This window comes from Blastococcus sp. SYSU D00922 (assembly GCF_054050495.1).
The window spans coordinates 1-14,649 of sequence record NZ_JBJGZL010000019.1 but is presented as its reverse complement, the minus strand read 5'-3'; the positions used below and the strand labels follow the sequence as shown (position 1 = coordinate 14,649).

The window sequence follows — 14,649 nt, the reverse complement described above, 5'->3', positions numbered from 1 at the left end:
CCACCCCTGCGACCCAGTGTCCTACACCTTCCGCAGCCGGGTACTCGCGCGGCGGGCACGCCGGGCCGACGCTCCGCGGCGCCGCCGTTCCGTCGTCCACACCCCTGCCCGGACGGGCCTCGGACTGCTAGCCTTGCCGGTGCGTCGGGCAGCTCCCCCCGTGGCTGCCCGACGCCCTCATCTCGCGCCCGGGTGACGACTCCCCGGGTTGCCGCACCGATCAGGCCGACGGGCGCACCGCGCCGAAGTACGTCGAGCTCGAGGTGCGCGCGCGGGCCACCTGGACCACCTGGCCCCGGTCGGGGGCCTCGATCATCTCGCCGCCGCCGATGTAGATGGCCACGTGCGTGATCGACATGTAGTCGTTGCGGTTGCCGCCCCAGAAGAGCAGGTCACCGGGCTGCAGGTCGCCCAGGGCGACCTGCTTGTTGCGGTTGAGCCACCACTGGTCGCGGCTGGTTCCACCGATGGCGATGCCGGCCCGCGCGTAGGCGTACTGGGTCAGGCCCGAGCAGTCGAAGCCGAACACCTGCGTGTCGGGCGAGATGCCGTAGGACGGTCCACTGCTCCCGCCGCCACCCCAGGAGTAGGCGACTCCCAGCTGGGTCCGGGCTGCGGCGATCGCGGTCTGCGCGGCCGAGGTCGACGGCGGACCGGCCGGACTGCCGGTGACCGGACGCGGTGCCGGGGCGGGCGCCGGGGTCGAGGGGCGGGCCGCGGCCTCGGCGGCGGCCGCGGCCTGCCGGGCAGCCTCCTGCTGCGCGGCGGTCCGGGCGCCCTCCAGGCGGAACAGGACCTGCTCCGCCTGCTGGAGCTCCGCCTGCAGCGCGTCCTCCTGCGCGTCGATCGCGTCGGCCTGCGCCCGCGCGGAGATCTCCTGCGACTGGGCGCTCACCAGCAGCGTCTCGGCCTCGCTCTTGAGGAAGGCGGCCTCGTCGACCGCCTGCCGGGCGGACTGGTCGGCGGCGGTCGCCTGGCCCTCGAGGACGGTGAGCTGGGCGACGACGTCGGTCTTGTGCGTGCCGGCGGCGTCGAGCAGTGCGGCGCGCTGGATCAGCTCCGCAGGGCCACCAGCGCTCAGCAGCGCGACCATGCCGGGGTCGCTGTTCCCCCGCATGAAGCTGGCCCGCGCGAAGGCGACGACGTCGTCGCGGCCCGCCGCCAGGTCGGCCGCCGCCTGCGCGGCCGCGGCTGCCGCGGCGTCCGCGGCGACCTGCGCCGTCTCGTAGGCGGCCTGCTTGTCCTCGTAGTCCTGCAGCGCGATCAGCGCGGCCTGGTGCGCCGCGTCCGCACCGGCCCGCGCCTGGGCGAGCTGGGCGGTGATCTCACCGACGCGGGCGGCCGCGTCGGCCTTGGCCTGCTGCGCCTCGCTGAGCTGGGCGTCGCTGGGGTTGCGTGGCGCCGCCGATGCGGTCCCGGGGACGGCGAGGAGGCAGCTGGCGACGACGGCGAGACCGCCGACCCTGGCCACCACGCGACGGGCGCTCCGCACGGTCGTGCTCCGCGTACCGCTGTCCACCGATGCAACCTCTTCCGGCGCATTCGGCCCGGGGGCCGGCGCCTCTCGACACACGCGGCGCCCGGCAGGGCGCCATCGCGGTCAAGATCGGTCGTACGGGGACAGCCCCTGAACGCGTCTCACCCCTAGGGGGGAGACGCCCCGCGCGGGTGACGACGCTCGACGAGCGCCCACCCCTGCTTCGGGGAACCAGGGCTCTGCACGCCGTCCCGGGCCCCGTCTTACCCGGAGAAGGGGCCCGGATCGAGCCCGGAGCGCGTCAGTTCACCTGGCGCTCGGAGTCCTTCCAGAACGACTCGCGCAGCTTGAACTTCTGCACCTTGCCGGTGGCGGTGCGCGCCAGCTCGTCCCGGAACTCGATCCGCTTGGGGATCTTGTAGCCGGCGATCTTCCCGCGGCAGTGGGCGACGATCTCCTCCTCGGTGACCTGCTCCCCCTCGCCCACGACGACGATCGCGGTGACCATCTCGCCCCACTTGTCGTCCGGGACGCCGATGACGGCCACCTCCGCGACCGCCGGGTGGCTGAAGACGACGTCCTCCACCTCGATCGACGACACGTTCTCGCCGCCGGTGATGATCACGTCCTTCTTCCGGTCGGAGATCGTCACGTAGCCGCCCTCGTCGATCGATCCGCCGTCCCCGGTGTGGAACCAGCCGCCCTCGAGTGCTTCGGCGGAGGCGTCCGGGTTCTCCCAGTAGCCCTGCAGGACGACGTTGCCCTGTGCGAGCACCTCACCCGACTCGCTGGTCCGCAGTCGGATGCCCAGGGCCGGCACGCCCGCCCGCGACAGCTTCTTCGCCCGCTCCTCCGGCTCCAGCTCGTCGTACTCCGCGCGCGGGCGGTTGATCGTGAGCAGCGGCGCGGTCTCGGTGAGGCCGTAGATCTGGTTGAACTCCCAGCCGAGCTCCTGCTCGACCCGCGCGATGGTCTTCGAGGGCGGGGGCGCGCCGGCCACGACGATCCGCACCCGGTCGCGGCCGGGGATCTCGCCGTCCCAGTCGGCGGCGGCCTCCAGGACGGCGTTCCAGACCGCCGGCGCCCCGGCCATGATCGTCACGCCGTGCTGGTCGACGCGGCGGAGGATCTCCGCGCCGTCCACCTTGCGCAGCACGACCTGCCGGGCCCCGAGGCCGGCCATCGTGTAGGGCAGCCCCCAGCCGTTGCAGTGGAACATCGGCAGCGTGTGCAGGTACACGTCGCGGTCGCTGACCTGCATGTGCATGCCGAACGTGACCGCGTTGACCCACAGGTTGCGGTGGGTCATCTGCACGCCCTTGGGGCGCGCGGTCGTCCCGCTCGTGTAGTTGATGGTCGCGGTCGCGTCCTCGTCCGGCTCCGCCCACGGCCGGGGCTCGGCGTCGAAGTCGAGCAGCTGCTCGTACTCCTCCCCCGTGCCGAACCGGTACTCGGTCTCGATCCCCTTGAGCGTGGACTCCAGCTCCGGGTCGACCAGCAGCACCCGCGCGCCGCTGTGCCCGACGATGTAGCTGACCTCCTCCGGCGAGAGCCGGAAGTTGATCGGCACCGCGACCCGGCCGGACGACGGCACCGAGAGCAGCAGCTCCAGCAGCCGGCCGGCGTTGTGGCTGACGATCGCGACCCGCTCGCCCTCGCCGACCCCGAGCGCGTCGAGCCCCGCCTGCAGCGCACGGCCGCGGCGCGCCACCTCCCGGTAGGTCACGTCCCCGAGGGACGGCGCGGGCTGGGTCGGCTCGTCCACGATCCCGACGCGGTCGCCGTAGACCAGCTCGGCCCGGTCGAGGAAGTCACGGGTGGTCAAGGGCACGCGCATGGCCGGCTCCCGGGTGCTCAGGCTGTGGTGCCCGCCACGCTAACGGGCATCAGGCGGGGGCGACCAGCCGTGGGAGGGCGGCGCCGATCGGCTCCCGGACGACGAGGTCCGCGGTCCAGTCGTAGGGCGTCTCCTGGGCGTTGACGACGACCAGCCGGGCACCCGAGCCGACCGCGACTTCGGCCAGGCCCGCCGCCGGCCACACCTGCAGCGAAGTGCCGACGGCGAGGAAGACGTCGCAGTCGGCCGCCGCGGCCGTGCACGCCTCGACCACGCGCTCGTCGAGCAGCTGGCCGAAATAGACGGTCGCCGTCTTCAGGATGCCGCCGCACCGCTCGCAGGCCGGATCGGGTTCACCGGCCGCGACGCGGTCTAGCGCCTCGCGGATCGACGTCCGGTCGCCGCAGTCGGTGCAGACGACCTCGTGCACGGTGCCGTGGATCTCGTGCACCAGGTCGGGGTCGGAGCCCGCCGCCTGGTGCAGGCCGTCGATGTTCTGCGTGACGAGCGCGCGCAGCCGCCCCTGCCGCTCCAGCTCGACCAGCGCCCGGTGCCCCGCGTTCGGCTGCGGGTCGGCGTCCTGCATCGCCTGCCGCAGCAGCCACGAGCGGCGCCGGATCCCTGGATCGGCCATGTAGTACGAGAGCGTCACGAGCTTCTCGGCGTCCGGGTCCTTGGTCCAGACGCCGTTCGGCCCGCGGTAGTCCGGGATGCCGCTCTCGGTCGAGATGCCGGCACCGGTGAGGACGACGACCCGGCGCGCCCCGGTCAGCCAGGCGGGCAGCGGCTCGGGGACGGCTCCGGTCACGCCTCCACGGTAGGAGCTGCGGTCCGTCCGCGGAGCCTGCGCAGCGCCGGCCGCGCCCGGCCGGCGACCGCCACCACCGCGACCGCGTACAGGGCACCCAGCAGGGTGTCGACGACGTAGTGCTCCCCCGCCCACACGAGGACCAGCGCCATCGCCGGCCCGTAGGCCAGCAGCAGGACCCGCTGCCACGTCCGACGGGCGACCGGCAGCAGGGCCAGGCAGGTGAGGACGGCGAAGGCGGTGTGCAGCGAGGGCACCGCGGCCACCTGGTTGACCTGGCCCTGGCTGTCGGCGAGCAGGGCGCCGGCGCGCGGCAGCCCGAGCACCTCCCAGCCCGTGCCGCTGAGCCGCCGCACCGGCTCGATGACGCCGTCCTTCGCCGCGAGCCAGGGCGGCGCGGCCGGGTAGAGCACGTACGTGGCCAGCCCCGCGGCCGAGAGCCCGACGACGAGGCGGGCGTAGCGCACCCACCGCTGCCGGTTGCGCACCCACAGGACGCCCAGGACCAGCGGCGTGACGACGAAGTGGCTGGCGTAGACCAGCGTCGCCACCGCGTGCCACCAGTCGGCGTCCCAGTGCTCCTGCAGGACGACGGTGGGCAGCGCGCCGAAGCCGAGCCACCGATCGACGGCGGCCGGCTCGGTCACGTGGACCGGGGCGCCGAACCCGTCGGCGAACCCGCGGCTCGCGTCGTACGCCAGGAGCAGGGCGACGAGCGGCAACCAGTCGACGACCAGCCGGCCGAGGCGGCGGACCCCGTCCGCGACCGCGTAGACGCCCAGGCCGCCGACGACCCAGCCCAGCAGGACGACGCGGTCGGTGGGGAGCCCGTGCAGGAGGCACGTCCCCGCGAAGGCGAGCACCAGCCCGAGGAACAGCAGCCGCCGCAGGAGCACCCGGCGGGTACGGCTCTGGGGCGTCGCGGGCACCTCGGGGCGGACCTGCGCCGGCAGCTCGTGCACGGAGGTCCGCGGGCTCGGGATCGCCCCGGCGAGCGGCGTCGTCTCGACCGCGGTCATGGCGCGGGACGCTAGGCGCCGCACCGCCCGGCCACCAGGAAATCAGCGCGAGTTCACCCCGCGGCGGCAGCTGGCGGGGTCGCAGTGACCACTGGGGCGCCGGGGTTCGCGCTCGTGACCGACGTCACCGGGTGAAGGAAGGGTTGCCTGACCCGGTGCTCCTGGCGCTGAACTGGGATGATCGGGGGTGGACACGAGCGCGTGAACCAGCCGTGAGGAACCAGCACGCGACGAACCAGCGAGGGGTAGGCGCAAAGAAGTGGCAGCCAGCAAGGACAGCTTCGGAGCCCGGTCGACGCTCTCCGTCGACGGGACCGACTACGACATCTACCGGCTCGACGCGGTGGAGGGCTCCGAGAAGCTGCCCTTCAGCCTGAAGGTCCTCCTCGAGAACCTGCTGCGCACCGAGGACGGCGCGGACATCACCGCCGACCACATCCGCGCGCTGGCGAACTGGGACCCGTCGGCCGAGCCCGACCAGGAGATCCAGTTCACGCCGGCCCGCGTGGTCATGCAGGACTTCACCGGCGTCCCCTGCATCGTCGACCTCGCCACCATGCGCGAGGCCATGGCCGACCTCGGCGGGGACCCGCAGAAGATCAACCCGCTCGCCCCGGCCGAGCTGGTCATCGACCACTCCGTCATCGCCGACATCTTCGGCACCGAGGACTCGTTCCAGCGCAACGTCGAGATCGAGTACGAGCGCAACGGCGAGCGCTACCAGTTCCTCCGCTGGGGCCAGGGCGCGTTCAGCGACTTCAAGGTCGTCCCCCCGGGCACCGGCATCGTCCACCAGGTCAACATCGAGCACCTGGCCCGCGTGGTCTTCCCGCGCCAGGAGGGCGACCGCGTCGTCGCCTACCCCGACACCTGCGTGGGCACGGACTCGCACACCACGATGGTCAACGGCCTGGGCGTCCTGGGCTGGGGCGTCGGCGGCATCGAGGCCGAGGCCGCGATGCTCGGCCAGCCCGTCTCGATGCTCATCCCCCGCGTCGTGGGCTTCAAGCTCTTCGGCCAGCTGCCGGACGGCGCCACGGCGACCGACCTGGTCCTCACGATCACCGAGATGCTGCGCCAGCACGGCGTGGTCGGGAAGTTCGTCGAGTTCTACGGCGAGGGCGTGTCGGCGGTGCCGCTGGCCAACCGCGCCACGATCGGCAACATGAGCCCGGAGTTCGGCTCCACCGCGGCGATGTTCCCCATCGACGAGGAGACCATCACCTACCTGAAGCTCACGGGTCGCTCCGCCGAGCAGGTGGCGCTGGTCGAGACCTACGCCAAGGAGCAGGGCCTCTGGCACGACCCGTCGCGCGAGCCGGCGTTCTCCGAGTACCTCGAGCTCGACCTCGGCACCGTCGTCCCCTCGATCGCCGGCCCGAAGCGCCCGCAGGACCGGGTCGCGATCACCGACGCCAAGGCCTCCTTCCGCGAGGCGCTGCCCACCTACGCGCCGATCGACGAGATGCAGAAGGACGACGACGACGCCCCGCGCGACACCGGCTCCAGCGTCGACGAGTCGGTCGAGGAGACCTTCCCGGCCTCCGACCCGGCCAGCCCCTTCGCCCACGGCAACGGCGAGGCCGGCAAGCCGCACACCGCCGTCACCGGCAACGGGAACGGCCAGCGGGCCTCCAAGCCCACGCGGGTGGTCATGGAGGACGGCACCGAGACCGAGATCGACCACGGCCACGTGGTGATCGCCGCGATCACCTCCTGCACCAACACCTCGAACCCGCAGGTGATGATCGGCGCGGCGCTGCTGGCCAAGAACGCCGTCGAGCGGGGCCTGGCCACCAAGCCGTGGGTCAAGACGACGCTGGCCCCCGGGTCCAAGGTCGTCATGGACTACTACGAGAAGGCCGAGCTCACCCCGTACCTGGAGAAGCTGGGCTTCTACCTGGTCGGTTACGGCTGCACGACCTGCATCGGCAACTCCGGCCCGCTCCCCGAGCCGGTGTCCAACGCTGTGAACGAGGCCGACCTCGCCGTCGTCTCGGTGCTCTCGGGCAACCGCAACTTCGAGGGCCGGATCAACCCCGACGTCAAGATGAACTACCTGGCGTCCCCGCCGCTGGTCATCGCCTACGCCCTGGCCGGGTCGATGGACTTCGACCTGAACAACGACCCGCTGGGTCAGGACCAGGACGGCAACGACGTCTTCCTCCGCGACATCTGGCCCTCCCCGCAGGAGGTCCAGCGGGTCATCGACCACGCGGTGTCGGCGGAGCAGTTCGGCCGCAGCTACGAGGACGTCTTCGCCGGCACCGAGCAGTGGCAGAACCTGCCCACGCCGACCGGTGACACCTTCGACTGGGACGCGGAGAGCACCTACGTCCGTCGTCCTCCGTACTTCGAGGGCATGCCGGCCGAGCCGGCCCCGGTCGAGGACATCAGCGGCGCCCGCACCCTCGCGGTGCTCGGTGACTCGGTGACCACCGACCACATCTCGCCGGCCGGTTCGATCAAGGCCGACAGCCCCGCGGGCAAGTACCTGCGCGAGCACGGCGTCGACCGTCGCGACTTCAACTCCTACGGGTCCCGGCGCGGGAACCACGAGGTGATGATCCGCGGCACCTTCGCCAACATCCGGCTGCGCAACCTGCTGGTGCCCGGCACCGAGGGTGGCGTCACCAAGAACCACCTGACCGGCGAGACGACGACGATCTACGACGCCTCCGTCGCCTACCAGGAGGCCGGCATCCCGCTGGTCGTGCTGGCCGGCAAGGAGTACGGCTCGGGCTCGTCGCGCGACTGGGCGGCCAAGGGCACCGCGCTGCTGGGCGTCAAGGCGGTCATCGCCGAGAGCTACGAGCGGATCCACCGCTCCAACCTCATCGGCATGGGCGTCCTGCCCCTGCAGTTCCCGGAGGGCCAGAACCGCGAGTCGCTGGGCCTGACCGGTGAGGAGGAGTTCACGATCACCGGGATCACCGCGCTGAACGACGGCTCGGTGCCCCGCACGGTCAAGGTGAAGGCCGGGGACGTCGAGTTCGACGCCCGCGTCCGCATCGACACCCCCGGTGAGGCGAACTACTACCGCAACGGCGGGATCATGCAGTACGTCCTGCGGTCGCTGCGCGGCAGCGCCGCCTGACGGCCGCCTGACCGGCACACCACCGTGGACCTGGGCCTGGGTGGTCGCGGATACCTGCTCACCGGCGCGAGCCGGGGGCTGGGGTTCGCGACCGCCCAGGCCCTCGTCGCTGACGGGGCCCGGGTGATGGTCAGCTCCCGGTCCGCCGACGGCGTCGCCTCGGCCGCGCAGGCGCTCGGCGGCGAGCCGTCCGCCTTCGGCCTGGCGGCGGACCTCGCCGACACGGCCGCGGCCGGCCGGCTGGTCGCCGAGGCGCGAGACCGGCTCGGCCGGCTCGACGGTGCCCTCCTCTCGGTCGGTGGGCCCGCACCCGGCGGTGTCCTGCAGGTGGCCGAGGACGACTGGCGGTCGGCCGTCGACAGCGTCCTGCTCGGACCGATCCGGCTGATCAAGGCGCTGGCGCCGCACCTGGGCGAGGGCGCCGCGATCGGGCTGGTCCTGTCCAGCTCGGTGCGCGAGCCGATCGGCGGCCTGGCCATCTCCAACGGCCTGCGACCGGGCCTGGCGATGACGGCGAAGGCGCTGGCCGACGAGCTCGGCCCGCGCGGCATCCGGGTCTTCGGCGTGCTGCCCGGGACGATCGCCACCGACCGGATCGCCGAGATCGAGGCGGCGTCCGGTGATCCGGCGGCCGCCCGGGCGCGCACCGAGGCGGCCATCCCGCTGGGTCGCGTGGGGCAGCCCGAGGAGTTCGGACGGGTTGCCGCGTTCCTGCTCTCCCCCGCGGCGTCCTACGTCACCGGCACGATGGTCGCCGTCGACGGCGGCCGCCTCCGCAGTCCATGACGGCGCCCGTCCTCGTCGCCTGCGCGCACGGCACCCGCAACCCCACCGGTCGGCGGTTGATCGCCGAGCTGGCGCTGGCCGCCCGTCGTCAGCGTCCGGACCTGGTGACGACGGCGGCGTTCGTCGACGTGCAGCCACCCACCGTGGTGGACGTCGTCGCCGGCCTGTCTGCCGAGGGGCGCCCCGCGGTGGTCGTGCCGCTGCTGCTCTCGGGCGGCTACCACGTGCACGTCGACATCGCGGGGGCCGTGGCCGATGCGGAGTCGGCGGTCGCGGCCCGGCCGCTCGGGCCCGACCCGCGGCTGGCGGAGGTGCTGCACGACCGGCTGGTGCAGGCCGGGGCCGACCCGCAGGACCCGCTCACGGCGGTGGTCCTGGCGGCCGCGGGCTCCAGCGATCCGCGGTCGGTCGCGGACGTCGAGAACACCGCCGACCTCCTCCAGCGGTCGTGGGCGGGTCCGGTGACCACCGGCTACGGCTCGGCCGCGCGACCGCCGGTGCCCGACGCGGTGGCGGCCGCGCGGAGGGCCGGCGCGGAGCGCGTCGTCGTCGCGTCCTACCTGCTCGCGCCGGGGCACTTCCACGACAAGCTGGCGGGAGCGGGCGCCGACGTCGTCACCGCTCCCCTGCTGCCCGACGAGCGGATCGCCGCCGTCCTGCTCGACCGCTACGACGCCGCGCTGAGCTGACTCACGCCTGCCAGCCCAGCAGGGTCCCGCCCACGACGAGCGACAGCGCGAGGACGGCGGCGGCGGTCAGCGGGACGACCGGCGTCCACCACGACCTGATCAGCGCCAGCCGGACCAGCACCGCGGCGAGGACTAGCCAGAACAGCCACAGGACGATCAGGACCGGGCCGGGGATCACGAGGCCGCCCGCCAGGTAGAAGTAGCCCACCACCAGGTGGGCGATCCCGGCCAGAACCGCGAGGACGATCGGCCCGGCCGGGCGGGCGGTGTCGGTCTGCACGGCGGGAGCATGGCAGGAACCCGGCGGGCTCAGGCTCCGGTCGCCGCCGGGCGCGCCGGGTCGGCCGACCACTGCGACCAGGAGCCCGGCCACAGGGCGGCGTCGATGCCCGCCTCCGCCAGCGCGGCGACCTCGTGGGCGGCCGTCACGCCGGAGCCGCAGTAGACGCCGACCGTCGTCCCCGGCTCGGCGCCCAGGGCGGCGAACCGCTCGCGCAGCTCGTCGGCCGGGCGGAAGGTCCCGTCGTCGGTGAGGTTCTCGGTCGTCGGCGCGCTGACCGCTCCGAACACGTGGCCGGCCCGCGGGTCGACGGGCTCCACCTCCCCCCGGTAGCGCTCGCCGGCGCGGGCGTCGAGCAGCACCCCGGACGACGGGAGAGCGGCCGCCTCCTCCATGGAGAGCACCGGCATGCCCTCACCGGTCAACGTGACGTCTCCGGGCTCCGGTTCGACGTCACCGCTCTCCAGCGCGCCACCGGAGCGGACCCAGGCGTCGAGCCCGCCGTCCAGCAGCCGGACCCCGGCCAGTCCGCCCCAGCGGAGCAGCCACCAGGCACGGGCCGCGGCGAGGCCACCGGTCGCGTCGTAGGCGACCACCCGGTCGCCGGTGCTGATCCCCCACCGTCTGGCGACTGCTTGCAGTCGCTGTAACGACGGCAGCGGATGGCGGCCCGCCGCGGGCGACGGCGGGCCGGCGAGCTCGGTCTCGAGGTCGACGAAGACGGCGCCGGGCAGGTGGCCGTCGCGGTAGTGCTCGCGGCCGTGCGGGTCGCCGAGCGCCCACCGCACGTCGAGCAGCACGGCACGGCCGGACCGCCGCAGCTCGGCGGCGGAGATCAGCACGCTCGCTGGACCCGTCGGCCCGCTGCCGCGGGACGCTCGGCTCCTCGCTCCTTCCCCGCTGCGAGGCTCACGCCTCACTGCGGGGCGAGCAGGCCGCGCAGTTCCTGGGTGAGTGCCTCGCGCTCCTCGGGGAAGCCGTGGAACTGCGCGGGGGTCGACTGGAACAGCGAGATCCGCCAGCGGCCGCCGCCCTCGTCGACCGCGACCAGGGTGTGCACGGTGTGCAGCGCCGGGTCGAGGTCGGTCTCCCCCGGCGGGATCATCCCGGCGTGGGCGAGCAGGACGGCCACGCCCGGTGCGATGGGCCGCACGGAGCGGACGACGCCGACGTAGGAGGCGGTCTGGTGGCTGCCGAAGATCGCCCGCAGGTCGGCGGCGATCGACAGGCGGCCGCGGTGGTGGGTGCCGTCGAAGCCGATGATGTCCCCGTCGTCGGCGAAGCCGGCTGCCACGGACGCCCCGCTGCGGCGGTTCCACCCGTCGAGGAACGCGTGGTAGAGCGCGCGGATCTGGGCGTCCTGCGGGTGAGCTGCGGTCACGCTTCTTCGTACTCCTCTTCGCGTACTGGGACAGGAGTGACGGTAGTGCTCAGGCGACCTCGACCGTTCGACGCTCGCCGTCGGCGAACTGGGTCCGGTAGAGATCGGCGTACCGTCCCCCGAGCGCCAGCAACTGATCGTGCGTGCCCGACTCCGCAACGCGACCGTTCTCGATGACGAGGATCTGGTCGGCGCTGCGGATCGTCGAGAGCCGGTGCGCGATCACCAGCGACGTGCGGCCGCTGAGCGCCGCGTCCAGCGCGTGCTGGACGGCCACCTCGGACTCGCTGTCGAGGTGTGCGGTCGCCTCGTCGAGGATCACGATGCCGGGCGCCTTGAGCAGCACGCGGGCGATGGCCAGCCGCTGCTTCTCCCCGCCCGACATGCGGTAGCCGCGGTCGCCCACGACGGTGTCCATGCCCTCGGGCAGCGAGCGCACGAGCGCGGCGATCCGGGCCCCCTCGAGCGCCGACCACAGCTCGGCCTCGGTCGCCTCCGGCTTGGCGTAGAGCAGGTTGGCGCGGATCGAGTCGTGGAACAGGTGCGCGTCCTGGCTCACCACGCCGATCGAGTCCCGCAGCGACTGGAGGGTCGCCGTCCGGACGTCGATGCCGCCAACCCGCACCACCCCGCCGGTGACGTCGTACAGCCGCGGCACCAGGTTGGCGATCGTCGACTTCCCGGCACCCGAGTGACCGACGAGCGCCACCAGCTGACCGGGCTCCACCCGGAACGAGACGTCGTGCAGCACGTCGACCGGGCCGCCGTGCTCGGGCAGCGACACTTCCTCCAGCGACGGCAGCGACACGTCCTGCGCCGACGGGTAGCTGAAGGAGACGTGGTCGAACTCGATCGACCGGTCGCCGGCCGGGACCGGGACGGCGTCGGGCGCCTCGGCGATCATCGGCGCGAGGTCCAGCACCTCGAAGACCCGGTCGAAGCTGACCATCGCGCTCATGACGTCGACGCGGACGTTGGCCAGCGCGGTGAGCGGCCCGTAGAGCCGTGACAGCAGCAGCGCAAGCGCGACGACGTCGCCGGGGCTGAGCGAGCCGTTGAACGCGAACCAACCGCCGAGGCCGTAGACCAGCGCCGTCGCCAGGGCCGCGACCAGCGTCAGGGCGGTGAAGAAGAACCGGCCGTACATGGCCGAGAGGACGCCGATGTCGCGCACCCGCGCGGCCCGCCCGCGGAACGACTCGGACTCGACCGAGGGGCGGCCGAACAGCTTCACCAGCAGTGCGCCGGCGACGTTGAACCGCTCGGTCATGGTGGCGTTCATGGAGGCGTTGAGCCCGTAGGACTCCCGCGTGATCTCCTGCAGCCGTCGCCCGATCCGCCGGGCCGGCAGGACGAACAGCGGCACCATCACCAGCGAGAGCAGGGTGATCTGCCAGGACAGCGTCAGCATGACGGCCCCGGTCAGGACCAGGCCGATCACGTTGGAGACGACGCCGGACAGCGTCGAGGTGAACGCCTGCTGAGCGCCGATGACGTCGTTGTTCAGCCGGCTGACCAGGGCCCCGGTCTGGGTGCGGGTGAAGAAGGCGACCGGCATGCGCTGCACGTGCTCGAAGACGCGGCTGCGCAGGTCGTAGATGACGCCCTCGCCGATCCGCGCGGAGTACCAGCGGGTGGCCAGCGAGATGGCCGCGTCGAGCACCGCCAGGCCGGCGATGAACAGCGCGATGCGGACGATGTCGCCCGCCGTCCCGTCGAGACCCGCGATCCGGTTCACGATGTCGCCGGCCAGCAGCGGGGTGACGACGCCGATCAGGGAGGAGCCCACCACCAGGGCCAGGAAAAAGGTCAGCTCGCGCCGGTAGGGGCGCGCGACGCCGAGGATCCGCCGCACCGTCCCCTTCGGCAGCTCGCGCGCGGTCACCGACGGATCGCGCCGGAACGACCGCATCGCGGCCATCGACGTCATCGGACTGCTCACGTCCACACCGCCACCTCTCGTCAGCCCGGCCAACACCGGTGTCGGCGGGACTGTTCCGGTCGATCCTCCTCGCCGGGTACGACAGGATCGGTCAGCGGCGCCCGGCCAGCTCGTGCAGGCGCTCCACCTGGGCGGCCCGCTCGGCGGCGTCCTGCGCCTCGGGGTCGTTGCGCACGGCGGAGCGCACGAGCGCGGCCGTCGCCCGGCTGGCGGCGACCGGCGTGGCCGTGATCGCGGCGACCAGGTCGGCCACCGCGGCGTCGAGGTCGCCGGTCGGGACGACGGCGTTCGCCAGCCCGATGGCCTGCGCCTCGGCGGCCTTGACGGCGCGGCCGGTCAGGCAGATCTCCATGGCGCGCGAGTAGCCGACCAGCTCCATGAGCGTGCTGGTGCCGGTCAGGTCCGGCACCAGCCCGAGCGTGGCCTCCGGCAGCCGCAGCTGCGCGTCGTCGGCGAAGACCCGCAGGTCGCAGGCGAGCGCCAGCTGGGCGCCGGCGCCGATCGCGTGCCCCTGCACCGCGGCGACGGAGACGATGGACGGCGACCGGAGCCACCGGAACCCGCCCTGGTAGCCGCGGATGCGTTCCTGGGCCTCCTCGGCGGACATGTGCCCGAGCTCGCCGAGGCCGCCGTTGGTCGAGGGCTCGGGGCTGAACATGCTGCGGTCGAGGCCGGCGGAGAAGGAGCGCCCCTCACCACGCACCACGACGACGCGGACGTCGTCGTCCAGCGAGGCACCGACGGCGGCGAGGGCCTCCCAGGTGGCCGGCGTCTGGGCGTTGAGCTGGTCGGCTCGGTCGAGGGTGACGGTGAGGACGGCGCCGTCCCGGCTCGTGCGCACCCAGCCGTTCGAAGCAGAGGGAGAGGAGGTCACGCCTTCTTACTATTCCGGTTGGCTCCACCGCGGCTGCGCAGTGTCGCCCCGGACTCCGACAGGAGGCGGTGGACGAAGCCGTAGGACCGGTTCGTGGACGTGGCCAGGGACCGGATGCTCTCGCCGCCGTCGTAGCGCTTGCGGAGATCATCGGCCAGCGACGACCGGTCCCCTCCGGTGATGCGCTTGCCCTTGCCGAGGTCCGCAGTGCTCGAGTCGGCCATGACTCCCCTCCGTGTCAGCCGCCGGCCCATGTCAGCACCGGGCGCGACCGGCCGTACCGGTCACCGGTGTTGGCAGTCCGTCCACTGAGTGCCGCCGTCCCGCTGACCACGGCATCCCGAGACCCATGATCACCCAGCTCCAGATGCACGGCCACGCGAAAGGGAACTACGCCGGACAAACGCGCGAACCGTGCGAACTCGTGGCGATCAGGCCGTGATGGCCACGAGTTCGCAC

The 14,649-nt window shown here is 73.1% G+C and carries 13 protein-coding genes; 3 read left to right on the top strand and 10 right to left on the bottom strand.

Going from position 1 to position 14,649, the window contains the following annotated elements:
• Nucleotides 1-220 precede the first annotated feature (220 nt).
• The 4 genes from ACI78T_RS19465 to ACI78T_RS19450 form a co-directional block, all read right to left on the bottom strand.
• Nucleotides 221-1,492 (bottom strand): NlpC/P60 family protein, encoded by a 1,272-nt coding sequence (locus tag ACI78T_RS19465; protein ID WP_456559779.1) that lies wholly within the window; start codon nucleotides 1,490-1,492, stop codon nucleotides 221-223.
• 286 nt (nucleotides 1,493-1,778) lie between these two features.
• A complete protein-coding gene (locus ACI78T_RS19460; protein ID WP_456559778.1) occupies nucleotides 1,779-3,314 on the bottom strand; it encodes an AMP-binding protein in 1,536 nt (511 codons plus the stop codon).
• A gap of 49 nt (nucleotides 3,315-3,363) precedes the next feature.
• Nucleotides 3,364-4,122 (bottom strand): SIR2 family NAD-dependent protein deacylase, encoded by a 759-nt coding sequence (locus tag ACI78T_RS19455; RefSeq protein WP_456559777.1) that lies wholly within the window; start codon nucleotides 4,120-4,122, stop codon nucleotides 3,364-3,366.
• Nucleotides 4,119-5,141 (bottom strand): phosphatase PAP2 family protein, encoded by a 1,023-nt coding sequence (locus tag ACI78T_RS19450; protein ID WP_456559776.1) that lies wholly within the window; start codon nucleotides 5,139-5,141, stop codon nucleotides 4,119-4,121. Before ACI78T_RS19450 ends, ACI78T_RS19455 begins: the two co-directional genes overlap by 4 nt.
• A gap of 259 nt (nucleotides 5,142-5,400) precedes the next feature.
• Between ACI78T_RS19450 and ACI78T_RS19445 the strand changes: the two genes are divergently transcribed.
• The 3 genes from ACI78T_RS19445 to ACI78T_RS19435 are packed head-to-tail and all read left to right on the top strand — an operon-like array spanning nucleotide 5,401 to nucleotide 9,713.
• Nucleotides 5,401-8,238 (top strand): aconitate hydratase, encoded by a 2,838-nt coding sequence (locus tag ACI78T_RS19445; RefSeq protein WP_456559775.1) that lies wholly within the window; start codon nucleotides 5,401-5,403, stop codon nucleotides 8,236-8,238.
• Between the two features lie 24 nt (nucleotides 8,239-8,262).
• Entirely contained in the window at nucleotides 8,263-9,024 is a 762-nt protein-coding gene (locus ACI78T_RS19440; RefSeq protein WP_456559774.1) for an SDR family oxidoreductase, read from the top strand.
• Nucleotides 9,021-9,713: a sirohydrochlorin chelatase gene (locus ACI78T_RS19435; protein WP_456559773.1), complete on the top strand. Its 693-nt coding sequence runs from the start codon at nucleotides 9,021-9,023 to the stop codon at nucleotides 9,711-9,713. Before ACI78T_RS19440 ends, ACI78T_RS19435 begins: the two co-directional genes overlap by 4 nt.
• 1 nt (nucleotide 9,714) lies before the next feature.
• On the opposite strand, the gene ACI78T_RS19430 is transcribed toward ACI78T_RS19435, so the two are convergent.
• The 6 genes from ACI78T_RS19430 to ACI78T_RS19405 all read right to left on the bottom strand — a co-directional run bounded on the left by ACI78T_RS19430 (nucleotide 9,715) and on the right by ACI78T_RS19405 (nucleotide 14,414).
• Nucleotides 9,715-9,993, bottom strand: a complete 279-nt coding sequence (locus ACI78T_RS19430) for a hypothetical protein (protein WP_456559772.1) — start codon at nucleotides 9,991-9,993, stop codon at nucleotides 9,715-9,717.
• Nucleotides 9,994-10,022: 29 nt separating this feature from the next.
• Nucleotides 10,023-10,835 (bottom strand): sulfurtransferase, encoded by an 813-nt coding sequence (locus tag ACI78T_RS19425; RefSeq protein ID WP_456559771.1) that lies wholly within the window; start codon nucleotides 10,833-10,835, stop codon nucleotides 10,023-10,025.
• 74 nt (nucleotides 10,836-10,909) lie between these two features.
• On the bottom strand, nucleotides 10,910-11,374 hold the full coding sequence (locus ACI78T_RS19420) for an SgcJ/EcaC family oxidoreductase (RefSeq protein ID WP_456559770.1): 465 nt from the start codon (nucleotides 11,372-11,374) through the stop codon (nucleotides 10,910-10,912).
• A gap of 49 nt (nucleotides 11,375-11,423) precedes the next feature.
• Nucleotides 11,424-13,316 (bottom strand): ABC transporter ATP-binding protein, encoded by a 1,893-nt coding sequence (locus tag ACI78T_RS19415; protein ID WP_456559769.1) that lies wholly within the window; start codon nucleotides 13,314-13,316, stop codon nucleotides 11,424-11,426.
• Nucleotides 13,317-13,407: 91 nt separating this feature from the next.
• Nucleotides 13,408-14,190 (bottom strand): enoyl-CoA hydratase/isomerase family protein, encoded by a 783-nt coding sequence (locus ACI78T_RS19410; RefSeq protein ID WP_456559768.1) that lies wholly within the window; start codon nucleotides 14,188-14,190, stop codon nucleotides 13,408-13,410.
• Nucleotides 14,187-14,414 carry a helix-turn-helix domain-containing protein gene (locus tag ACI78T_RS19405; RefSeq protein ID WP_246985096.1) on the bottom strand — a complete coding sequence of 76 codons (228 nt, stop codon included), beginning with the start codon at nucleotides 14,412-14,414 and terminating at the stop codon, nucleotides 14,187-14,189. The genes ACI78T_RS19410 and ACI78T_RS19405 overlap by 4 nt, the downstream gene beginning before the upstream one ends.
• Nucleotides 14,415-14,649: the final 235 nt, after the last annotated feature.